General features: G+C 44.3%; 24 protein-coding genes. 7 read left to right on the top strand and 17 right to left on the bottom strand.

Annotated elements, in window-relative coordinates; genetic code table 11:
• Positions 1 to 9 precede the first annotated feature (9 nt).
• Positions 10 to 639, bottom strand: coding sequence for an NAD(P)-dependent oxidoreductase (locus PHA78_RS01860; protein WP_024375967.1), 630 nt, complete (start codon positions 637 to 639; stop codon positions 10 to 12).
• Positions 640 to 1,015: 376 nt separating this feature from the next.
• On the opposite strand from PHA78_RS01860, the gene PHA78_RS01855 reads away from it, so the two are divergent.
• Complete coding sequence (locus PHA78_RS01855; protein WP_024375966.1) at positions 1,016 to 1,564, top strand: TetR/AcrR family transcriptional regulator; 549 nt, start codon at positions 1,016 to 1,018, stop codon at positions 1,562 to 1,564.
• 27 nt (positions 1,565 to 1,591) lie between these two features.
• Here the strand turns inward: PHA78_RS01855 and PHA78_RS01850 are convergent, their stop codons facing one another.
• The 12 genes from PHA78_RS01850 to truA all read right to left on the bottom strand — a co-directional run bounded on the left by PHA78_RS01850 (position 1,592) and on the right by truA (position 10,587).
• Positions 1,592 to 1,960 (bottom strand): hypothetical protein, encoded by a 369-nt coding sequence (locus PHA78_RS01850; protein WP_024375965.1) that lies wholly within the window; start codon positions 1,958 to 1,960, stop codon positions 1,592 to 1,594.
• A 55-nt stretch (positions 1,961 to 2,015) separates the two neighbouring features.
• A complete protein-coding gene (locus PHA78_RS01845; protein ID WP_024375964.1) occupies positions 2,016 to 2,264 on the bottom strand; it encodes a hypothetical protein in 249 nt (82 codons plus the stop codon).
• A gap of 154 nt (positions 2,265 to 2,418) precedes the next feature.
• Positions 2,419 to 3,630 (bottom strand): NADH:flavin oxidoreductase/NADH oxidase family protein, encoded by a 1,212-nt coding sequence (locus tag PHA78_RS01840; RefSeq protein ID WP_272158384.1) that lies wholly within the window; start codon positions 3,628 to 3,630, stop codon positions 2,419 to 2,421.
• Positions 3,623 to 4,492, bottom strand: a complete 870-nt coding sequence (locus PHA78_RS01835) for an SDR family NAD(P)-dependent oxidoreductase (RefSeq protein WP_272158383.1) — start codon at positions 4,490 to 4,492, stop codon at positions 3,623 to 3,625. The genes PHA78_RS01840 and PHA78_RS01835 overlap by 8 nt, the downstream gene beginning before the upstream one ends.
• A complete protein-coding gene (locus PHA78_RS01830; RefSeq protein ID WP_272158382.1) occupies positions 4,485 to 5,330 on the bottom strand; it encodes an alpha/beta fold hydrolase in 846 nt (281 codons plus the stop codon). Before PHA78_RS01830 ends, PHA78_RS01835 begins: the two co-directional genes overlap by 8 nt.
• A 26-nt stretch (positions 5,331 to 5,356) precedes the next feature.
• Entirely contained in the window at positions 5,357 to 6,358 is a 1,002-nt protein-coding gene (locus PHA78_RS01825; protein WP_024375960.1) for an NADP-dependent oxidoreductase, read from the bottom strand.
• 79 nt (positions 6,359 to 6,437) lie between these two features.
• Positions 6,438 to 6,869, bottom strand: a complete 432-nt coding sequence (locus PHA78_RS01820) for an Rrf2 family transcriptional regulator (protein ID WP_024375959.1) — start codon at positions 6,867 to 6,869, stop codon at positions 6,438 to 6,440.
• A gap of 581 nt (positions 6,870 to 7,450) precedes the next feature.
• Positions 7,451 to 8,065 (bottom strand): DUF1349 domain-containing protein, encoded by a 615-nt coding sequence (locus PHA78_RS01815; protein WP_024375958.1) that lies wholly within the window; start codon positions 8,063 to 8,065, stop codon positions 7,451 to 7,453.
• Complete coding sequence (locus PHA78_RS01810) at positions 8,065 to 8,631, bottom strand: TIGR01440 family protein (protein ID WP_024375957.1); 567 nt, start codon at positions 8,629 to 8,631, stop codon at positions 8,065 to 8,067. The genes PHA78_RS01815 and PHA78_RS01810 overlap by 1 nt, the downstream gene beginning before the upstream one ends.
• Positions 8,612 to 9,097: an ECF transporter S component gene (locus tag PHA78_RS01805; protein ID WP_024375956.1), complete on the bottom strand. Its 486-nt coding sequence runs from the start codon at positions 9,095 to 9,097 to the stop codon at positions 8,612 to 8,614. The genes PHA78_RS01810 and PHA78_RS01805 overlap by 20 nt, the downstream gene beginning before the upstream one ends.
• Positions 9,087 to 9,848 carry a bifunctional hydroxymethylpyrimidine kinase/phosphomethylpyrimidine kinase gene (locus PHA78_RS01800; RefSeq protein ID WP_272158381.1) on the bottom strand — a complete coding sequence of 254 codons (762 nt, stop codon included), beginning with the start codon at positions 9,846 to 9,848 and terminating at the stop codon, positions 9,087 to 9,089. Before PHA78_RS01800 ends, PHA78_RS01805 begins: the two co-directional genes overlap by 11 nt.
• The gene (gene truA / locus PHA78_RS01795) at positions 9,838 to 10,587 is read right to left on the bottom strand and encodes a tRNA pseudouridine(38-40) synthase TruA (protein ID WP_029176367.1); all 750 of its coding nucleotides are present in this window, start codon (positions 10,585 to 10,587) and stop codon (positions 9,838 to 9,840) included. The genes PHA78_RS01800 and truA overlap by 11 nt, the downstream gene beginning before the upstream one ends.
• A gap of 159 nt (positions 10,588 to 10,746) precedes the next feature.
• Between truA and PHA78_RS01790 the strand changes: the two genes are divergently transcribed.
• The 6 genes from PHA78_RS01790 (at position 10,747) to PHA78_RS01765 (ending at position 15,099) form a co-directional block, all read left to right on the top strand.
• Positions 10,747 to 11,214 carry a Fur family transcriptional regulator gene (locus PHA78_RS01790; protein WP_099778925.1) on the top strand — a complete coding sequence of 156 codons (468 nt, stop codon included), beginning with the start codon at positions 10,747 to 10,749 and terminating at the stop codon, positions 11,212 to 11,214.
• 150 nt (positions 11,215 to 11,364) lie between these two features.
• Positions 11,365 to 13,233, top strand: a complete 1,869-nt coding sequence (locus tag PHA78_RS01785; protein WP_272158561.1) for a heavy metal translocating P-type ATPase — start codon at positions 11,365 to 11,367, stop codon at positions 13,231 to 13,233.
• Between the two features lie 134 nt (positions 13,234 to 13,367).
• On the top strand, positions 13,368 to 13,892 hold the full coding sequence (locus tag PHA78_RS01780; RefSeq protein WP_029187640.1) for a hypothetical protein: 525 nt from the start codon (positions 13,368 to 13,370) through the stop codon (positions 13,890 to 13,892).
• Between the two features lies 1 nt (position 13,893).
• The gene (locus PHA78_RS01775) at positions 13,894 to 14,109 is read left to right on the top strand and encodes a helix-turn-helix domain-containing protein (RefSeq protein WP_029187639.1); all 216 of its coding nucleotides are present in this window, start codon (positions 13,894 to 13,896) and stop codon (positions 14,107 to 14,109) included.
• A 1-nt stretch (position 14,110) separates the two neighbouring features.
• Positions 14,111 to 14,617: a DUF2975 domain-containing protein gene (locus PHA78_RS01770; protein WP_002943097.1), complete on the top strand. Its 507-nt coding sequence runs from the start codon at positions 14,111 to 14,113 to the stop codon at positions 14,615 to 14,617.
• A gap of 11 nt (positions 14,618 to 14,628) precedes the next feature.
• Complete coding sequence (locus tag PHA78_RS01765; RefSeq protein ID WP_024375950.1) at positions 14,629 to 15,099, top strand: hypothetical protein; 471 nt, start codon at positions 14,629 to 14,631, stop codon at positions 15,097 to 15,099.
• Positions 15,100 to 15,136: 37 nt separating this feature from the next.
• On the opposite strand, the gene PHA78_RS01760 is transcribed toward PHA78_RS01765, so the two are convergent.
• From PHA78_RS01760 to dnaJ, 4 genes are all read right to left on the bottom strand, one after another.
• Positions 15,137 to 15,808 carry an amino acid ABC transporter permease gene (locus tag PHA78_RS01760; protein WP_029187638.1) on the bottom strand — a complete coding sequence of 224 codons (672 nt, stop codon included), beginning with the start codon at positions 15,806 to 15,808 and terminating at the stop codon, positions 15,137 to 15,139.
• A gap of 90 nt (positions 15,809 to 15,898) precedes the next feature.
• On the bottom strand, positions 15,899 to 16,774 hold the full coding sequence (locus PHA78_RS01755) for a transporter substrate-binding domain-containing protein (protein ID WP_044687355.1): 876 nt from the start codon (positions 16,772 to 16,774) through the stop codon (positions 15,899 to 15,901).
• A 123-nt stretch (positions 16,775 to 16,897) separates the two neighbouring features.
• Positions 16,898 to 18,343, bottom strand: coding sequence for an amidase (locus PHA78_RS01750; protein WP_272158380.1), 1,446 nt, complete (start codon positions 18,341 to 18,343; stop codon positions 16,898 to 16,900).
• 91 nt (positions 18,344 to 18,434) lie between these two features.
• On the bottom strand, positions 18,435 to 19,571 hold the full coding sequence (gene dnaJ, locus PHA78_RS01745) for a molecular chaperone DnaJ (RefSeq protein WP_272158379.1): 1,137 nt from the start codon (positions 19,569 to 19,571) through the stop codon (positions 18,435 to 18,437).
• Positions 19,572 to 20,126: the final 555 nt, after the last annotated feature.

The following is a 20,126-nucleotide window of genomic DNA, read 5'->3' as shown; positions in this document are numbered from 1 at the left end:
AACACTCTTTTACTCACTGACAAGGCTGATACGTGCTTTGAGATGATCACCTGATGCAATCTCGTCAATCATACCAATGGCGTAATCTGCATAGGAAATCACACTTTCTCCCTTGCTATTCAAGACCAACTCTTCACCGCCAAGAATATAGCGACCTGTCCGTTCGCCGTCTGCTTGGAAATCACCTGCCGGGCTTACATAGGTCCAGTTGACATCATCTACTTGACGAAGGGCCTCAAGTGCTTCCTTGTGAGCATTTAGCACAGGCAATACTTCCGATGGAAACTCTGTCACATCTGCCACAGTCAAGGTACGCTCTGGATTAACATACAGGCTTGCTGCTCCACCCACCACAAGCAAACGTGTTTGTGAATCTTTTAGGATAGCCGCCAAATGTTTGGCTGCATCAGGAACCACATGTACAGTGTCTGCTGTCCAGGCACCTACTGCATCCACTACCGCATCAAAACCAATCACATCATCGGCTGTCAGGTCAAAAACATCCTTTTGAAGAACCTGCTGTGCGACTGTCTTATTTTCACCACGAACGATGGCCGTTACTTCAAAACCACGTGCTACCGCTTCTTTCACAATCAAGCTACCTGCTTTACCGTTTGCTGCTACTACTGCTATTTTCATTTTCTTTTCCTCCGAAATGTTTTTTGTTGTAAATTGTTTTGTTACAACTTTGCATGCACTAGTATATCTTAACTCTTTGAAGTTGTCAACAGTTTTGTTACAACTTTTTAAAAATTGTTGACAGGTTCATTTGTCGCAGAAAAAAGATCTGGGATGAACTCTCAAATCGTTTCTAGTCTATTCTACTTCCTCCTTGGCTTCAAGGCTGACAGGCCGTGTGCTAGTCAGTTAAATTCATCCAAGAAGAGGCTAGGGATTTGGAGAAACTTGTCAGTTGTATCAATTGTCATAAATGAAACAAAGTAGTAAAAGCGACTTGTTTCAAACAGAATGTTGAGGTAAACTAGTAAGTAATGAAACCAAGGGAGCGGACACTATGACTGAATCAGCCAAAATAAAACTACAACAAGCATTGATTCTTCTCTTAGATAAGGAAGAATTTGGACGTATTTCCGTCAGCAAAATTTGCAAGGAGGCTGGGGTACATCGCTCTACTTTTTACCATTATTATGACAATCAACTTGACTTGTTAGAGGATGCTTATCAATACCTTACCCAACTTTTCTTAGCTGAATTCCAATCTTATCCCGCTAACAGTCTACCAATTGAAACCGATCTAACAGGCGATGCCTACCTCATTTCCTACCTACAATTTGTAAAAGACCACCAGAAAATCTATCAGATTTATCTCCGTCACGAATTAGATTTTCACCACAAAGAACGCTTTGAACACTTGGTAGAATTGATTTTTACCCCTCGCTTCCATGCTCAAGGGATCCAAAATCCAGTACAAATCGCCTATGTATCTAGCTTCTTTCTGGCAGGCATAACACAAGTCGTATCCAAGTGGGTGAGAAATGGCTGTGCTGAATCGATTGAAGAGATGGCTGACATTATCCAAATCTGTATCTCTAGAAAGCAATAAGAACCTGAGGCATCCCTCAGGTTTTCTTTAATTTTTTAAGCCAACAGTTACAGGAATCATCCCAATCACTAATACAAGACCAACAAGGCCTAGGACTAGACCCAGAACAAAATTCCCAGTTGTCACAAGGGCGAAGCCTCCACCAAAAACCAACAAGGCAAAAACACAGTAGATAACTTTAACAATCTGTTTCCAATCAAACTTAGGAGCCCCTTTACCTGCTAACTTCCTCTGTAGAACCCAAGATAGTGCAAGTAATAGCAGACCGACTACCGATAAGGGCATTCCTAGGGTAGTCATTTCCCATTCTGGCAAGGTATAAAAGCACATCCCTAAAGCTAAGACCAATAAACTCACCGTATAAGCAATCAAACTGATAAAATCTCTTTTTTTCATAATATTCCTTTTCTTCTTATTATTTAGTATGGTTAGCAAGAAAATCTACTCTTGCTTACTTATCATCACCCTTAGATAAGTTAGGGTGATTAAAGTCCATTTTAGACATGCGGGCCTTTGCTTCTTCAACTGTTTCATTATCCTTTGTAAAAAATGCTCCGATAAATTTATCTGAGATTGTATTGAAACCTGAAACTGCGGCTTTTTCTGTTGCCTTATAGCCTCCCACAACCGTTTTTTCTATTGCCTTATGGGCACCAACAACTTTCTCTGCGATTTTTTCGTTTGCTTCTAAAAATGACATCAAGCAAACCTCCTTTCTTTTGATATATTTAGTTTACCCAAATAATGACTGTTAGAGAACGACAATTTTTAACAAAAGTGTCGGATTTATATTTTTCATCTCAATTTATCGAAAAAAGATCTGAGATGGACTCTCAAATCTTTTCTAGTCTATTCTACTTCCTCCTCGGCTTCAAGGCTGACAGGCCGTGTGCCTTGACGGTTTGGAGAAGATAAGTCCAGGCGTTTTGACTGACAGTGACAGATTTTCCCTTGGCCAAGCCTTTCATCTGGGCCTCGTAATAACTGACACCGATAATAGGACCAAGGGCCTTATCCAGTTTTGGAAGACCTGTTGTCAGGCGAGGCGTTGTCAGTTGCACATCACCGTCTTGACGGTAATCACTGACAAGACTTGGACGAAGGACAAAGGGTCTGGCAAGACCAATCATGGACACACCATCCTTGATAGCCTCTTCCATCTGAGTGACTTTTCGGAAACCGCCTGTTGAAACAATAGGAACAGAAGTCAAATCTGCTAGAGCAAGGGCGTAGGTCACAAATCCAGCACCATTCTCATAGTCACTGCCAAAGACAGGTGTCTCATAATTGCCACCTGAAATTTCAATCAGGTCGATCCCCAAGTCAGACATGGTTTTCACCACATGCTTACAATCTTCAAAACCAAAGCCCTCTTCCTTAAAATCAGAAGCATTCAATTTCAAGGCGATGGTAAAATCTGGTCCCACTTTGTCACGCAGACCTTGATAGACTTCCACCAAGAATCGCATGCGATTGTCCAGATTGCCACCATATCGGTCCGTCCGCTGATTATCTGCTGGTGAGAGGAATTGATTGATCAAGTAACCATGTGCAGCGTGTAACTGTACACCTGTAAATCCTGCTGCTTTTGCCCGAAGGCCTGCTGCAATAAATTTATCTCTAGCTTCTTTGATATCAAACACGGTCATTTCTCTCGGTGGACGAAAGGCCGAAGCTGAGCCTCCAGAAATCGGAATGGCACTGGGTGCAATCGGAGTTTGATTGATCGACCGATACATCTGTTTGCCAGGGTGATTGAGCTGGAGCCAGATAGGCACACCGTTCTTTTTCCCAACGGCTGCCCATTTCCGAAATTGAGCCAGATGAATATCTGAATCTAGGACCACATTGCCCGGCTCACCAAGGTAGCGGCCGTCCACCATGACATTGCCTGTCACTAGGACACCCATTCCCTGCTTGGACCAAAAATCATATAAGGCAATCAAGTCATCCGAGGGAGCTCCCTGACTATCTGCCAGGGTTTCGCTCATGGCGGATTTGAAAAAGCGATTGTCTAAGACCTGACCATTGGGCAGTTGGAGGTTTTCTAACAAAATCTTAGTCACCGTAGCTCTCCTTAAATACTTGAATTTTCTTATCAAGATAGGCTAGTAAGGCTTGGCTCTTTGCCAAATCAAATCCCTTCAAGCTGACCTTAGCCAACCTTTTCTCCGCAAAATAACGGCCTGATACTCCAGCTACCTCTGGTGATAGGCTTAAGTAGTAACCTGTTTCAATTCCTTGGTCCAAATCTTTGGAAAATGGTTTCATCAGACTGGTGAGAATCCGACTTCTCAGATTGCGTTTGATACCATCATTGCCCAAATTTGTCGCAATCAAGCCAGGATGGTAGGCATTGACGGTCACAGATGACCCTTGCTTTTCTAAGGCCTCTGCCTGAGCAATGGCCAGCCAAATGGTGTATAGTTTGGCATTATTGTAAGCCATGGCTGCAGAATAGCTCTGCTCTAAACCAAAATCCAAGCCTCTGGTTTGTGCAAAATGGTGCATAAAAGAAGAGGTGTGAATGACCCTGCCTCTTGCTTTTTCCAGCAAGGGCAGCAACTCCGTCGTCAAGATATACGGAACTTGGACAGACAGCATAAAGGTCATCTCGATATTTTCTGCCGTTGCCACACGGGCATCTCCAAAGTAAGCACCCGCATTGTTTACCAAGACATCAATCTGCTCAAAATCGCGTTTAATTTCTTGGCCGAAACGATAGACATCTGCTAACTTGGAAAAGTCTGCAAGGTAGCCGTGAATCTTTTTATTTCCTGTTTTTAGTTGAATATCACTGAGGGCTACACGGAGCTTTTCGCTATTTCGCCCGTGCAAGATGACTTCATGACCTTCACTCGCCAATTTCATGGCTAGGTGTTTGCCGATTCCATCCGTCGAACCAGTGATTAAAATGGTTTTAGGCATTGCTTTCCTCCAAAAAGGCTAGTAAGGCTTTCGAAAAATCCTCTGCATTTTGGAAGATCGAGCCGTGTCCTGCATTTGGATAGATGATCAGTTGGCTATTTTTGATTTTCTCATGCATGGTATAAGAATTTTCTGTTGGAACCTGCATATCCTTATCACCGTTGACGATCAGAGTTGGTTGGGTGATAAAGGTCATGTCGTCTTGCGGCTCTCTTCCCCAGCGTTTGATAGCTTTTAGCTGGGGCAAAAATCCTGGGACATTCATGTCCTTGTCTGCATGAGCAGCACTTCTTTGCCCCATACGACCCAAGACTTTTTCTGCCTCGAGACGACCTGCCTCATCATGATTGTAGAAGATGTAGCGTTTTGGATCCACACGCTCCAAACCAGCCTTCAGCATGTAGCGGAAGGTTTTTCCAGTCACCTTATCGACTTCAAAACCACCACGAGGACCTGTGCCTGCTAAAATCAAGCGGTTGACCAGCTGACTATCCAGGCGAACGATTTCTTGAGCAATGAAACCACCCATAGACAGACCTAGCAAATTGATTTTCTCATGACCCAAAGCCTTGATAATAGAAACAGCCTGCTCAGCCATTCCTGGAATAGTCGGAGCAACCTTGCCTTGACTAGCTCCCACGCCAGGAAGGTCTAGGACAATTACATGGTGCTTTTCAGCCAGCAAATCCAGCAATTTTGGATCCCAGTTGTCCAAGGTCGCCGCTAGGTGAACCAGCATGACCAAAGGAAGGGTCGACTTGCCCTTGCTAAGCTCACGATAGGCGATTTTATTGTTTGAAACGGTGATGTATTGGTTTTTGGTTGTAATATATGACATGATGTTTCCTTGTATATTTTATTATTTTAGTTGAAACTGAGGACGGTTTTTCCGCGTGAACGACCGTTGGCAACCTTATCAAGTGCTGCATTGACTTCTTCAAATGGGTAAACAGTATCGATAGACGGTTTGATTTCTAACTTGCTGAAAATATCTGCTACCTCTTGTAGTTGGCGACCATTGCTCTCTACGAAAATGAAATGGTAGTGAACACCGTATTTCTTAGCCATTTTGTCAAATGAACGACCAGCTAGGCCAAACAAGATTTGCTTCCATTTTGGCAAATTCATACGTTTGGCAAATTCGCCATTTGGCATGGCACGAAGGGAAACCAGCTGCCCACCTTTTTTCATGATTGACATTTGTTTTTCCGTTTCTGCACCGCCAAGTGTGTCCAAGACATAGTCAACATTGCTAAGGGTTTTGGTGTAATCTTCTGTCTTGTAATCAATAAACTGGTCTGCACCCAGTGACAACACCCGCTCTGCACTTGCCCCATCACCGTTGGTAATGACGGTCAAGCCCTTGGCTTTGGCAATCGGAATAGCCATACCGCCGACACCACCAGTTCCACCTGAGATGAAGATGGTTTTGCCTGCCTCAGCACCCATGAGGTCAAGAGCCTGCATGATAGTCAAGGCTGTCAGAGGAACAGCTGCTGCTTCTTCATCTGTCAAGTAGGCAGGAACCTTAGCAAGAGCTTGAGCGTCAACCGCTACATACTCAGCGAAAGCACCGATACTATCAAGCGGAAGACGACCAAAGACACGGTCACCTGCTGCAAATGTCGTCACGCTTGAGCCTACTTCTTCGACCAAGCCGACTACTTCATTTCCAGCTGTTTGGGGCAATTTGTAAGGGACAATCAATTTCACATCTCCGCGTGAAATCATGTTGTCCAAGGGGTTAACGCCTGCTGCGGTCACTTTGACAAGGACTTGGTTGGCTTGAATAGTTGGTTTAGCAATTTCTGTAAGGTTAAGGGTGATATTGTTTTTGTTATAAGATGTATGTTGTGCTGCTTTCATGTTCTTCTCTTTTCTATTCTTTTATTTGTTCCTGTATCACTTACAGGTCTAAGTTTGAATTTATAAAATCTGACCGAGGTCAGATTCGGGTTTCTTGTGCGGATTGATAGAGATTATCAATCACATTATCTAAGGATTGACGACTGAGTTGATTTTCCAGTTCTTGTTCAACACTGGAAAAGATGGGAACCATTGCACCTTCTATATGCTGCCCAACCGGACAAGAAAGATTGGCATTCTGGTGTATCTGAAACAGTCGAATATGCTCCACTTCTTGCGTCGCAAGGTAGATTTCCAATAAGCTAATATCCTTAGGGGACTTGCTCAATTGGTAGCCTGATCGCCCTTGGTGCGAAGTGATTAAGCCTGCATTTTTCAAGAGTGCAATCACCTTACGGATGTAGCTAGCATTGGTGCCAACGCTCTCAGCCAAGGCTTGCGAGCTAAGTATTTCCTTGCTCTCACTGATCATGGTCAGTATATGAAGGGCTACTGAAAATTTTGTATCCATCTGGTCTCCTTTCTGTTCTTGTATCGACTACAAGAACAAGTTTACCATAAGCCAGACCTCTTGGCAAGGATTTGGCTCAAAAGATAAAGAGGCTGGGCAAAAAGCCCAGGACCACTACTCAGAGTTCGTGTCAACATCTCAGCGCAGTGGTTGATTGGGTTTAACAGTCCAGTGGACTGTTAAAGGTTGGAGATAGGATTTGCGAAGCAAATCTCAGCAATTCGTGTTTTACACTCCAAATCTGACCTATACGACTGATGCGAACAGAGTTCGCTTCATCTCCAACCTCCAACAGTCACTACTCTGACTGTTGGAGCTATGCGGGGGTGGGAGTGAAACAGTCTGGGGATAGACTGTTTCAGCTCAACAACTGGAAATAAGGACTTGTTGACGAACTCTTTTTATCTTGGTCGAGTTCTTTCCCACTCCCCCTGATACTCAATGAAAATCAAAAGTCGCCTAGGAAACGAAGGCGAAGATTGAACAGGAGTTCTTCAAGGCAAGTTGACAAGGGAACATTTTGATTTTCGAAGAGTATGAGTTTCAACTATTTTTCTGTCACTACTTACCTAAGACTCTCACTAGATTTCATCTGGCTCTTGGCCATCATGGGCCTGCCATTTGCAGTCGCTCAATTCCATATTGGTAAAGCGAGCTGTAAAACTGGAGTTTTCTGGAGAACAGGCATATAGCCCAAAAGCTATTTTCCCTGCCCCTTGATGAAAATGGCAAACCCGCATTTGTTTGAAGTGGATACCATCTTCGGAATTTTCAAAACAGTAATCAGCTCCCCTGCGACTGAGCCTAAACCACATGGATTTGACTTGTGAACTGATTTCAGTAGTTGCCCAGTCAGAAAATCCGTGATTAGTCACCACACTTCCCAAGTGTTGGAAGTCATCATTTTCATATTCTATCGAACACTTTAGCCAATTCTCCGAATCTTGATAAAGGACAATCCCACACTGGTCAAATCGAGTATGACTACCCGCAAAATCCGTCTTCACAGTAAAAGAAAAATAGTCCTCCTCTGTCTCCATCTGTAAGACAGGAGCATTGTCATTCACAAAATGGTAATAGGTCTTCTGCCACAAATCCGTCTGGGGGTGGGTGGTAATGGTAATTTCTTCATCTGAAATAGTGAATTGTCTCGGTGGACGGGTCCACACTAAATCCTTGACCGTAAATTTTTTCATTATGAACCTTTCCGTATGGTATCTTCCTGATAGGCTGCACGAGCTCCACCGATTAGTTTTGGGCGGCTGGCAAGGGCGGTGACATGGGCCTGACCAATCTCACGCAGGCTAGGCCTAATCGGAACTTGGACATGCTTGATGTGCATGCCGATAGCTGTGTCGCCGATGTCTACACCAGCCTGAGCGGTGATAAACTCGACTTCCACCGGATCCTTCATATACTTGAAGGCCGCCAACTGACCAGAACCACCTGCATGAAGAGTTGGGAGGACATTGACTATTTCCAAGTCCTTCTGGATTGCCAATTCCCGCTCCACCACCAAGGCACGATTGAGGTGTTCGCAGCCTTGGACAGCTAAATAAATCCCCTTGGGAGTCAAAATATCCAAAACGGTTTCAACAATCACTTCACCAACTTCCAAACTAGAATTTTTGCCAATATGCCCACCAATGACCTCACTAGAAGACAAACCTAGAACAAATATCTGCCCCTTTTGAAGATTGCTGAGTTCTAGGACTTCTTGCACAACTTGCTGGGTCTGTTCCTTAATTTCCTTTAATGACATGATTTACTGCACCAATTCTTTCTATTGCCTGAGCCAAGACGTAACCAACTACCAAACCAACTGTGTTTTGCAGAGTATTACTCATCAGACTTGTAACAGCGTCAGCTACATTATACATGAAACTAGATGCCACAAAATAGCCCCCAACCATAGAGAGCGTCGCCAAGACTAAACCGAGAATCCGTTTCTTACCTGTCCAACCCGCAAAGTAACCTTGAGCCCCGTGGAATACTAGACTAAAGAATGCCCAATGGGGATAGCCCAACAAGAAGTCAATCAATAGCCCTGCCAAACCGCCGACAATCGCTCCCTCTTTCTTGCCCAAGTAAAAGGCGGTAAAGAAGACACCCACATCCAACAAAGTAAAAAATCCCGTCGGTGTTGGCACATGAATAAAGGCCAAAACTAAACTCAAGGCTGTTAAAATAGCGAGCAAGACCAATTCCTGCGTTTTTTTATTTCTCATATTGAATCACCCCATAATCATCTGATTTTTCAATCGCCGCATGGACAAAGTCCTTGGACAGTCTGACCGCCTCCAAAGGCTCTTGACCCAGCAAAAGCTGACTGGCAATGCTGGACGCAAAGGTACAGCCCGCCCCCACGTTGTTTTCTGACAACAGAGGCGACTGGAGCACCACGATTTCCTGACCATCGTAGAAAACATCGACCGCCTCTGGGCCACCCAGACGATCGCCGCCCTTGATGACCACCGCCTTGGCACCAAAGTCATACAAGGCCACTGCCGCCTGCTTCATCTCCTCCACCGTTTTGATGTCTTTTTGGAGCAATAGCTGAGCTTCTGCCAGATTTGGCGTGATCATGCTGACATAGGGAAGGAATTTCAAGAGTTCATCTCGCAACTGGCTGACCTCAGTATCATGCGTTTCCTTGCAGACCAAGACCGGATCCAGTACCAAAGGAATCTCCTGGTGAGCCTTGATAAACTCCAAAGCCTGCTCTGCTATTTCCACAGAGGGAAGCAAACCAATCTTAATCGCAGAAAAGGGGACATCCTTCACACTAGCAAGTTGCTGGGCAAATACCGCAGCCTCCGTCGGAATGACCTCGAAACCTTTTTCCGTCATAGCTGTCAAGCAGGTCACCGCCACAAAGCCATGCAGCCCATGAACAGTGTAGGTGGTCAGGTCTGCATGGAGGCCACCACCACTGAAAATATCATTGCCAGAAAGTGCTAAAATATACTTAGTCTTCATAGATAATCTCCTTTAGATAGAGGCCGTTGCCTGCCGCAGTCGGACCCGCCAAACCACGATCCTTCTCTGCTAAAATCCGCTTGATCTGCCCAACAGGCATGCGACCATTACCAATTTTCAAGAGGGTCCCGACCATATTCCGCACCTGCTTGTACAAAAATCCGTTACCAGAAAAGGTAAAAATCAAGAACTGCCGCCGCTGGTCGTATTCCATAGTCGCCGCCGTAATGGTCCGCACCTTGTCCTCGACCGAGGTCCCTGAAGCCGTAAAGCCTGTAAAATCATGGGTCCCCACCAAGTCCTGAATAGCTTCTTCTATCAAGCTCAAATCCAAATCATAGGGATAGAAGGTCGCATAGTGGCGCATCATGGGATTCTTAGGCCGCCCAATATCCACCAGAAACTCGTAGGTCTTGCTGTGCTTAGCATAGCGGCAATGAAAATCATCCGCCACCTGCTCCACACTGACCACATCAATATCCTCAGGTGTTTGAGTATCCAGAGCAAAGCGGAGCTTCTCAGCATCTCGACTGCCAGCCAAGTCAAAGTGAATCACCTGACCATAAGCGTGCACTCCTGCGTCTGTCCGACCTGCACCATGAACGGTTGCTGGCTGGCCACTGTTTAGTCTTACTAGTGTTTTTTCGATTTCTTCCTGAACTGTACGGGCATGGGGCTGGCGCTGGAAACCAGAAAAATCATGGCCGTCGTAGGAAATAATTGCCTTATATCGTGTCATGTTCTGATTGTAGCACAAGCAAACTTAGAAAAACAAGCCTATAAAACAAAAACTGTACTAGTACAGATGGACCCCTTCTAAGTTTGACAGCTTTCATAAAAAGGATTATAATGAAGAAAAGTAAATTAGAATTATTCTTGAAAAGAACAGGAGGCACGAATGGAACTACACTCTCACCTTAACGCAGAAAACCAAACTGCCTTTGAGCATGTTATTCAACACTTAAAGGAAAAAGGGGTTCGCATTACAGAAACACGTAAGGCTGTTGTAGCCTATATCATTGATAGCGACGATCATCCAAGTGCTGAAATGATATACAAAGACCTCCTGCCCAACTATCCTAACATGAGTTTGGCAACTGTCTATAACAACCTCAAAGTGCTCTTAGAAGAAGGATTTGTCACTGAACTCAAGCGTACCAATGACACGACAACCTATTATGATTTCATGGGTCACGAGCACCTCAATGTTATTTGTGAAGTCTGTGGAAAAATCACTGATTTCATGGATGTAGAAATCCCGAGCTTGAAGAAGGAAGCTCATACCCAAACTGGTTACAAAATTACAAAAGAGGTACTATCCATCTACGGCATTTGTCCTGATTGTCAACTAAATAAAGAGTCTTAGAAAGCAACCAGTAGTTGCTTTTTTGCTTTCTCTTTGAATTGTCTGAACTTTATTATTTAGAATTATTCTAAAAAGACTTGACTTTCTATTTAGAACTGTTATAATCAACTTAGGTAAATGATAATTATTCTAAATAAAGGAACTAAAACTATGACACTCGTAACCAACCTCAAACAACACAGCCACATCATCACAACCGCTCTCTGCTTGGCGCTCATTCTAATAGGTATCCTTCTGTTTCAGACTGGACAAGGATGGGCACCCATCCTCTTCATTTCAGCCTTTATCATCGGGGGCTACCAGTCAGCCAAGGAAGGCATTTCTGAGCTGATTTTCGACAAGCACCTGTCTGTCGACCTGCTCATGATTTTGGCTGCTATCGGCTCTGGTCTGATTGGCTACTGGATGGAAGGGGCTCTACTCATCTTCATCTTCTCCCTGTCTTCTACATTGGAAGAATTAGCCATGGAGAAAAGTAAAAATGCTATCGCAGCTCTGATGAACATGACGCCTCCAACGGCTCGCAAAATCGAGGAAAATGGTGACATTACTGTCTTAGACACCGCAGCCATTCGCATCGGTGACCTCCTGCAAGTCCGCAAGGGTGACACGGTTCCACTGGATGCTACCCTCATCAGTCCCCAATCCATCTTTGACGAATCCATGATTACAGGCGAGCCACTTCCTGCGGAGAAAATGGCTGGCGCTACTGTTATCGGCGGCACCATCAACCAAGGGCCAACTGTGACCGTTCAAGTTACGGCTGAGAAAGGAGATGCCCTCTTCGATAAAATCGTCCAAATGGTTGAAAACGCCCAAGAATCTAAATCACAAACAGCGACTTTCATTGAAAATATGGAAGATACCTATGTCAAGGTTGTTTTGGTGGTAGTACCGCTCTTCATTCTCTTTGCCCATTTTGCACTGGGCTGGGACTGGTTAACTGCCTTCTACCGTGGCATGATTCTCTTGACCATCGCTTCTCCTTGTGCCCTCGTAGCTTCTTCTTCACCCGCAACACTTTCTGCCATCAGCCGTGCGGCACGCAAGGGCATGATTATCAAGGGCGGTGATATTGCGGATAACATCGCCAATCTAGAAGCCATCGTCTTTGACAAGACGGGTACCCTAACCATTGGTAAACCTGAGGTTGTAGGGGCATGCTATCTTGGCGATGAAGAGCTTATCAAGCAGGTTGTTCAGGCAGTTGAAAAACAATCGAGTCACCCAATCGCTCAGGCTCTCATGACCTATACGGCTGACAGCTCTGCTATTGCCCTCCAAAGCCTAGAAGACGTGACCGGAAACGGCTTGGTGGCAGGCTATCAGGGCGACAGCTGGAAAATCGGTAAGGCAGGCTTTGTGGTGGATAGCTTGGTCCGTCCGCTGTCTGTGGACTTAGTTGCACAGATTGATGAGGCAGAAAGCACTGGAAAAACCCTGGTCTATGTTAGTCAAAATGATGTCCTTGTGGCGATCTTCATGGTGGAAGATAGTTTGAAACCTGAGAGCAAGCAGCTAATTGCCCAGTTGAAAGAAATGGGAGTGACACCAATTCTCTTGACAGGTGACCAAGAAAAGACGGCTCGTTACGTAGCGAGTCAGGTCGGTATCGAGCGGGTCATTGCCAACTGCTTGCCGACGGACAAGGCTTCTGTCATCCAAGACTTACAGCAAGAATTTTCTTCTGTCGGCATGGTGGGAGACGGTATCAACGATGCTCCCGCCCTTGCCCAAGCCAATGTCAGCTATGCAATGGGAAGTGGTACGGACATCGCTATGGAGTCGGCCGACATCGTGCTCATGGAGGACCTGACGAGAATTCCTTACTCTATCCGCCTGTCTAAGAAAATGCGGGGTATCATCAAACAAAACATCGTCTTTGCCCTGTCTGTCATTGCTCTTCTTATCATTTCCAATCTCTTCCAGTCTATCAATCTGCCACTCGGCGTAGTCGGACACGAAGGATCTACCATTTTGGTCATTCTCAACGGACTGAGACTCTTGTATTTCAAATAGCAGAAAACCGCCAGGTAGTTGGCGGTTTTCTTATTATTCTTTTTTTAAAAAAACGCTTGCATTTCAAAAATTATTGTTTTATAATAATTTTACAGATAATATTATCATAAAACAATAATAATCGGAGGTTTGCTATGAAAACCAATCTACTCAAAACAGCTGGCATTGTGGCTACTTGTGTTCGCTATTTCTTCTATTTCACGATTGCTCTTTATACCATATTTACATTGGCTGGTCTTGGAGGCGACTCCTTTGCGATAGGCTCTTGGGAATACTCCTTTAACAAACCCATTGACCAGATTGATATCTGGCTCATTCTGTTAGCGACTGGATTGATTCTAGTTGTCTTAGTAGCACTCAGTCACATTGCTCACTTGCTTCAAAAGTTATGTAAATTGCTTCTGGAAGAAGATTATTTCGCTTCAGCTAGTCTGGAACTTTATCAGAAACTCTTCATCAGTTTGCTCGTCTTGACTGCTGGGCAATTTTGCCTAACCAGCTTGTTTGCCTTGACAAATGCTGCTGGACCAAACAACTTCCTCAATCTGCGTTGGTCAGATTTCATCCTCAATGCTCTCTTCCTCCTCGCAACTTATTTTGTCTGGAGATTGGTTCAAAAAGGGCAACAATTAGCAACTGAGAACAGTGAGTTTATCTGATATGGAAATGATTCGCGTAAACCTAGACAAGGTCCTCAAAGATCGACAAATAACTTCCAAGGACTTGGCAGAGCAAGTCGGCATCACCGAAGCCAATCTGTCCATTCTCAAGACAGGCAAGGCAAAAGGTATTCGCTTCAATACCCTGATGAGCATCTGCCGAATCCTAGACTGCCAACCAGGAGATATTTTGGAATATGTGAGGGAGGGGGAATAGCATGAACAAAAAGATATTTTTCAACATCGTCATACAGTTGCTAACGTTTATTCGTTATGGATTGATTGCCTTAACGGGACTGATAATGTTGGCACTTCTTATTCTACTTATAGGCGGGAAACCTATTCAAAATAGTCTACGATTAGATGTCCCCTTGCCTATCATTGTTATTATTCTAATCATAAGTATCCTATTAGTAGCCTGCTTTATCTACATGGCCACCATACTCAAAAAATTGCTCATCAACTTTCAAACAGGAACTATTTTCTCAACTGAAAATGTAGTCTATACAAAGATAATTTTAGGAACCTTAATCGTATGGACGAGCATACAATTTGCAAGTGCTTTTTTCCTATCTTACCTAGATTTAAAGAATGTAAGTGATTTATATGATTTTTCACTTAGTGACTACTTCATAAATGGTGTGCTGATTATTATTGCACTACTAGCAAAGATGGTGTTGGAAAAAGGTGTGCTTTTACAAGCTGAAAATGATGAAATTATATAAAGGAGCCCATGATGAAAAAGTATATTTCCCTCATTGCACTCTGCATGATAATACCTTGCTTAAGTGCTTGTCACTCTGTCACTTCAGAAGTTAATAAAGAAATACAAAATGAGCTAACAGCAGCGTCCATTGAAGCAGAAAAAGCTCTAAAAACAGATGAACGTCTGGCTAAGATTGATAACTTTCAGCAAATTGTTGAAATCACGACATCCAAAGGAGAATTCTCTCTTGAATCTCCTTTCTCTGGCAAAATCTATTTAATGGCAACAAAAGAAAATCTCGAGAAACTCTCAAAAGAAGAGTTTACTCTGAATGAAAAGAGCTTCTCAACTATCGATGCTGGTAGTAGCAGCGATTTTAATATCCGCTACAAACATCAAACTTACTTCACTATTCAAAGCTTGTCCGTGCAAGATCTGGAGGATTTCGAATACACCAAATCCTCTTCCACTTCTGCTATTCTTGTCTTCTATCCAGACTAGCAAAAATTCCTCGATTCAAAAGAACCGAGGAATTCTTTTAATACGTCGCTAAGCGTTTTTCCAGCTTGAGCTGACCGAAGGCGTAGAGAGTGCAGATAACCCAATAAATGAGGGCTACACAGATATAAACCGTCATATAATCCGACTTAGCTCCACCGACTATTTTTGCCTTATTGAAAATCTCTGGTACAGTAATCATAGCGGTCAAGGACGTACTTTTCACCATATCCAAGAGAACATTACTCAGCGGTGGAAGGGCAATCCGAAAGGCTTGGGGGATGATGATTTTTCTGTAAATCACATTGGTCCGCAAGCCCAGGGAACACGCCGCCTCCCATTGTCCCTTATCAATGGCCGAAAGAGATGCACGAATAATTTCAGAAATGTAGGCACTGGACATGGAGGTAAAGGCGATAATAGATGCGGAGATAGCATCTAGTTGTAGCCCCATGAAAGGCAATCCAAAATAGATGAAAAAGAGAAGAACCATGAGGGGAATTCCACGCATGAGAGAAATATGGGCCATAGCTAACCAACGCAAGGGGCCAAACTTAGACATCCGCATGAGGGCTACAAAAAATCCACAGAAAGTCCCCAAGACAAAACCAATTAGGGATAGGGATAGAGTGTAGGGAAGTCCCTCCAAAATCTGCGGAATAGCCTCTCTTGCAATATCTGCATTAAAAACTGCCTGCCAGTTAATATCCATATCTTCTCCTCTTTCCTAAAAATCAGATAGACCTTGCCAGTCTGTGACTGACAAAGTCTATACAAGATGCATTTAATTTGTTACGAGGTCTTATTCAACTTCGATAACTGGCAATTGGTCTGCATTTTCAACAGGGACTGTCAAGTCTTGTCCTGCGTAGTATTTCTCAGAAATTGCCTTCAAAGTTCCGTCAGCTTTCATCGCTTCAAGAGCTTCGTCAATTTTTTCTTTCAAGCTTGTGTCAGCCTTGCTCATGACAATACCTTGTTCAGTTGGGTTGTATTTAGCTTCACCCATCTTCACTTTGATATCTGGGAAGTTGGCATTGACCCATTTGATAGCCATCACTTGTGTGTAGTAGTCGTTTGGAATGAAGTCTGTACGGCCTGTTGAAACATCACGCAAGTAAACATCATTGGTTACGTTGTCATAGATAACTGGCTCTGCGCCTTGCTTTTCAGCAATTTTCATGTACTGAGTACCTGCGCCACCACCAGCTTTTTTACCAGTCCAGTCGCTCAGGTCAGCTGCTTCGATTCCTGATGAACCGTCTTCACGGACAATGTAGCCACCAACTGAATACTTGTAAGGGATAGAGAAGTTGTACTTTTCCTTACGTGCTTCTGTCATGTCAAAGTTGTTAACAGAAATATCGACCTTACCACTATCAACAGCTGTAAAGGCTTCTGCCACACCGATTTCTTGGTATTCGATTTCCAATTTCAAACGTTTACCAATTTCATTGATCATATCAATTTCATATCCGACCAATTCTTTAGCATCGTTGTAGTAAGAAGTTGGGAAAAGGGTACCTGGTGTTGCAACCTTCAAGACACCTGCTTCTTGTACTTTTTCCCATTGAGTCTGTTCAGCAGAAGAACTGCTAGTATTCGAACTTGAGCTAGAACATGCTGCCAAGGTCAAAGTAGAAACCAAGAGAGCTGAGGCCAAAACTTTTTTCAACATAAAACAATCTCCTTTGGAAGCCATAGCTTCCTTTTTACTTTTTCGGTGTTAACCCACCAACTTTTACAGGTTAACATTTTGAAAACGTTTTGGCAAATAATTGAACTGAAAAAATGAATTCCCTTACAAGTTGAGTAAACCTGCTGCCTCCATTTGGTCTGCCAACTGCAAGAGTAAATCCTCTCGTCCCTTGGCTGCTGTCAATTGGATGCCGATTGGTAAGCCTTGTGGGGTCTTATAAGTTGGCAAGCTGATAGCCGGTTGGCCGGTGATGTTTGCCTGCTGGGTAAAGGGTGTCCAGGCTAGACTATCTGCAAACATCTCCCAAATCAAGCTCTGCTGCTCTGCCATTGCCAACTCCTGCGTGTGCAACAAGCGGTCTAGCATCTCTTGCGAGTGAGTGAACTGGTCTAGCTTGGGAGCCACATCAGCCACTGTCGGCGTCAGAAGGAGATCATAGTGCTGGTGGAAGTCCGCCATGCTGGCACTGTAACGGTCCCAATCCTGTAAGACCTTAGAATAGAGTTTAGCTGGAACGGTCTGCCCACTCTGGTAAATGGCCCAGGTCATGACCTCCATGTCATCAGGGGTCATGGGACGACCCAGCCCCGCTTCAATCTCGTCAAACATCTGAGCTGTTTCAACACTGTTCATCAGGTAATAGGCCTGCATGACTTCAAGGCCGTCCAAAACAGGACCTGTTAGCTCGGTAATCTGGTGCCCCAGTGCTTCTAACTGAGGCAGAAGGGACAAGACAGCCTGTTTGGCATCAGCGGAAACTGGACTGCCAATCGGCGATTCCAGACTGTAGGCAATTTTCAGAGGTTTATCTTGCGGTGCAAGGAGACTCTGCTCAGACAGGAGAGCCAGAGGAAAGGGAGCTTCCACCTGATAGGTCTGCAAGTGATAAAGAAGGTGTTTGGTATCGCGGACTGACTTAGTCAGAGCAAAGTTGCTGGAAGCGCCCTGCCAACCTCGATAAGAAATTGGTCCAACTGGAATCCGACCCCGACTGGGCTTGAGCCCAATCAAACCATTGAAGGAGGCGGGAATACGGATAGAACCGCCACCATCTGAAGCTGCTGCCAAAGGTACCATACCAGAAGCTACTGCCGCTGCTGCACCACCACTGGACCCACCTGCATTTCGGCTCAAATCTAGCGGCGACTTGACTGGCCCATGTAGGCTAGAGTCAGATATGTTCTTAAAACCAAACTCTGGCGTATTGGTCCGGCCCAAGATGATGAAACCCATATCCTTGAAAGCCTGTACCAATTTATCTGTATGCCCCGCTCGGTAATTCTGGAATAGACGAGAGCCCGCTGTTGACAAGTGCCCTTCTTCATTTTGCCCCAAATCTTTCAACAAAAGAGGAACACCACCAAAGGGCTTATCTTGAAAGTCCCCTGTTTCTGCTTCTTGCAGGGCTTGCTCATATTGCTTGCTGACGACAGCATTGAGAGCAGGATTTTCCTCTTCTATTCGTTCAATAGCATCCGCTACCAATTCTTTAGCAGAAACCTGACCTGTTCGAACAGCCAAGGCCATTTCCGTCGCATCTTTCCACATAGGCTTCTCCTTGTATTTTTTATTAGCTTATCATGAAAGTAAAAAATCAGCAAGCCACGCTTACTGATTTTGAATATCTGTTCAAAACAAATTACAATTCATCAAAGGCATCTTTTACCTTGTCAAAAAATCCTTTTTTATGGGGCTTGACATCAATATTTCCAGCTGCCGCAAATTCTTTAAGAGCTGCTTTTTGGCGGTCATTCAAACCTGTCGGAGTGACGATATTTACCGTCACATATTGGTCACCGATGACTCCACCACGAACACTTGGTGCACCTTTTCCTTTGAGTCGGAAGGTCTTACCAGTCTGGGTACCTTCAGGAATGACCATATCCACATCACCGTGAACCGTTGGCACATGAACTGTATCTCCAAGTGCGGCTTGGACAAAGTTGAGGTTCAGTTTATAGTGAATAGTAGTCCCTTCACGTTCAAACTTGTCTGAAGGTTGGACCTGAATGACAACGTAGAGATCTCCGTAAGGACCTCCATTGAAACCAGCTTCACCTTGACCTGCCAAGCGAATACGTTGACCGGTTTCCACACCAGCTGGTACCTTAACCGTTACCGTATGAGCTTGTTTTTCATGACCAGTTCCATGACAGGTTGCACATGGATCTTTGATTTGTTTCCCACGACCGTGACAGACATCACAAGTCATTTGACGACGCATGGTTCCAAGTGGAGTTTGGGTATCCACATTGATCACTCCAGAACCATGACAACGCCCACAGGTTACCGGACTTGTTCCAGGTTTGGCACCTGAACCTGTACAGGTTCGACAAGTTGCCTCACGGTTATAGGAAACTTCACGTTCCACACCAAAAATCGCTTCTTCAAATTTCAAATTGACCGCATATTGCAAGTCATCCCCTTGACGAGGTGCATTAGGATTGCGCGTCGCACCACCTCCACCAAAGAAACTAGAGAAAATGTCTTCAAAGCCACCGAAACCTGCTCCGTCGAAACCACCAAATCCACCTGCTCCTCCGCCGAAGCCTCCATTGGCACCAGCAGGACCATACTGGTCATAGGCAGACCGTTTTTGAGGGTCGCTCAGAGTCTCATAAGCCTCTTGGACTTCCTTGTATTTATCCTCCGCACCCGGATCCTTATTAATATCTGGATGGTATTTCTTTGAAAGCTTCCGATAAGCCTTCTTAATCTCGTCTGGCGAAGCATTCTTAGAAACCCCCAGACGATCGTAAAATTCTGTGTTGTTCATATAAGATACTAAGGGCGTAAAGCGGACACAGCCAAAATAGGAGTTTTGACGCAGGACCTCACCGTCCTAGGAAAAACTATCTTTTTGGCACAGTCCGTAGCCCGTGTTCGATTACGAACACTTTCCTTTCTATCATGGTTTTGGAAAAGTGAAAATAGGAAACTGACGCAGTGTGTAAAACACACTAGGAGGTTTATCTTTTTCACTAGGTTTTTAGCCTGTGTTCGAATAAACGAACTTGTATTCCTTTCTTTGAAAATTAGAAAGTAGCCCGTGTTCAGTTACGAACACTTTCCTTTCTATGAAGATATTAAGCCGTTAAGCGCCTCAAAGAAAAATAGGAAACTGTCCGACGATGCCTCGCATCTAGGTAAAGTTTATCTTTTTTCAAAGAGTCGTAGGCGTATTCAATTCTGTAAAAGTTAGAAGGGTATTTACCCAAAAACAGAGGCTGGGTTGCAACCTCTGTGATTGGAAATTTTATTGACGAATGATTTCTATTCTCGGAAAGATAAGAACTGAGTTCGAGCTAAGAACTTCGGAAAAAAGATAACT

The sequence above is a fragment of the Streptococcus sp. HN38 genome (assembly GCF_028335765.1).
Taxonomy (GTDB): Bacteria; Bacillota; Bacilli; order Lactobacillales; family Streptococcaceae; genus Streptococcus; species Streptococcus suis_P.
The sequence above is the reverse complement of the archived record's forward strand: the minus strand, read 5'-3'. Positions and strand labels throughout refer to the sequence as shown.

Excerpts from the sequence above, each read along its gene's own strand:
- PHA78_RS01860 (WP_024375967.1), bottom strand. The coding sequence starts at position 639 with ATGAAAATAGCAGTAGTAGCAGCAAACGGTAAAGCAGGTAGCTTGATT.
- PHA78_RS01855 (WP_024375966.1), top strand. The coding sequence starts at position 1,016 with ATGACTGAATCAGCCAAAATAAAACTACAACAAGCATTGATTCTTCTC.
- PHA78_RS01850 (WP_024375965.1), bottom strand. The coding sequence starts at position 1,960 with ATGAAAAAAAGAGATTTTATCAGTTTGATTGCTTATACGGTGAGTTTA.
- PHA78_RS01845 (WP_024375964.1), bottom strand. The coding sequence starts at position 2,264 with ATGTCATTTTTAGAAGCAAACGAAAAAATCGCAGAGAAAGTTGTTGGT.
- PHA78_RS01835 (WP_272158383.1), bottom strand. The coding sequence starts at position 4,492 with ATGCCTAAAACCATTTTAATCACTGGTTCGACGGATGGAATCGGCAAA.
- PHA78_RS01830 (WP_272158382.1), bottom strand. The coding sequence starts at position 5,330 with ATGTCATATATTACAACCAAAAACCAATACATCACCGTTTCAAACAAT.
- PHA78_RS01825 (WP_024375960.1), bottom strand. The coding sequence starts at position 6,358 with ATGAAAGCAGCACAACATACATCTTATAACAAAAACAATATCACCCTT.
- PHA78_RS01820 (WP_024375959.1), bottom strand. The coding sequence starts at position 6,869 with ATGGATACAAAATTTTCAGTAGCCCTTCATATACTGACCATGATCAGT.
- PHA78_RS01815 (WP_024375958.1), bottom strand. The coding sequence starts at position 8,065 with ATGAAAAAATTTACGGTCAAGGATTTAGTGTGGACCCGTCCACCGAGA.
- PHA78_RS01810 (WP_024375957.1), bottom strand. The coding sequence starts at position 8,631 with ATGTCATTAAAGGAAATTAAGGAACAGACCCAGCAAGTTGTGCAAGAA.
- PHA78_RS01805 (WP_024375956.1), bottom strand. The coding sequence starts at position 9,097 with ATGAGAAATAAAAAAACGCAGGAATTGGTCTTGCTCGCTATTTTAACA.
- PHA78_RS01800 (WP_272158381.1), bottom strand. The coding sequence starts at position 9,848 with ATGAAGACTAAGTATATTTTAGCACTTTCTGGCAATGATATTTTCAGT.
- truA (WP_029176367.1), bottom strand. The coding sequence starts at position 10,587 with ATGACACGATATAAGGCAATTATTTCCTACGACGGCCATGATTTTTCT.
- PHA78_RS01790 (WP_099778925.1), top strand. The coding sequence starts at position 10,747 with ATGGAACTACACTCTCACCTTAACGCAGAAAACCAAACTGCCTTTGAG.
- PHA78_RS01785 (WP_272158561.1), top strand. The coding sequence starts at position 11,365 with ATGACACTCGTAACCAACCTCAAACAACACAGCCACATCATCACAACC.
- PHA78_RS01780 (WP_029187640.1), top strand. The coding sequence starts at position 13,368 with ATGAAAACCAATCTACTCAAAACAGCTGGCATTGTGGCTACTTGTGTT.
- PHA78_RS01775 (WP_029187639.1), top strand. The coding sequence starts at position 13,894 with ATGGAAATGATTCGCGTAAACCTAGACAAGGTCCTCAAAGATCGACAA.
- PHA78_RS01770 (WP_002943097.1), top strand. The coding sequence starts at position 14,111 with ATGAACAAAAAGATATTTTTCAACATCGTCATACAGTTGCTAACGTTT.
- PHA78_RS01765 (WP_024375950.1), top strand. The coding sequence starts at position 14,629 with ATGAAAAAGTATATTTCCCTCATTGCACTCTGCATGATAATACCTTGC.
- PHA78_RS01760 (WP_029187638.1), bottom strand. The coding sequence starts at position 15,808 with ATGGATATTAACTGGCAGGCAGTTTTTAATGCAGATATTGCAAGAGAG.
- PHA78_RS01755 (WP_044687355.1), bottom strand. The coding sequence starts at position 16,774 with ATGTTGAAAAAAGTTTTGGCCTCAGCTCTCTTGGTTTCTACTTTGACC.
- PHA78_RS01750 (WP_272158380.1), bottom strand. The coding sequence starts at position 18,343 with ATGTGGAAAGATGCGACGGAAATGGCCTTGGCTGTTCGAACAGGTCAG.
- dnaJ (WP_272158379.1), bottom strand. The coding sequence starts at position 19,571 with ATGAACAACACAGAATTTTACGATCGTCTGGGGGTTTCTAAGAATGCT.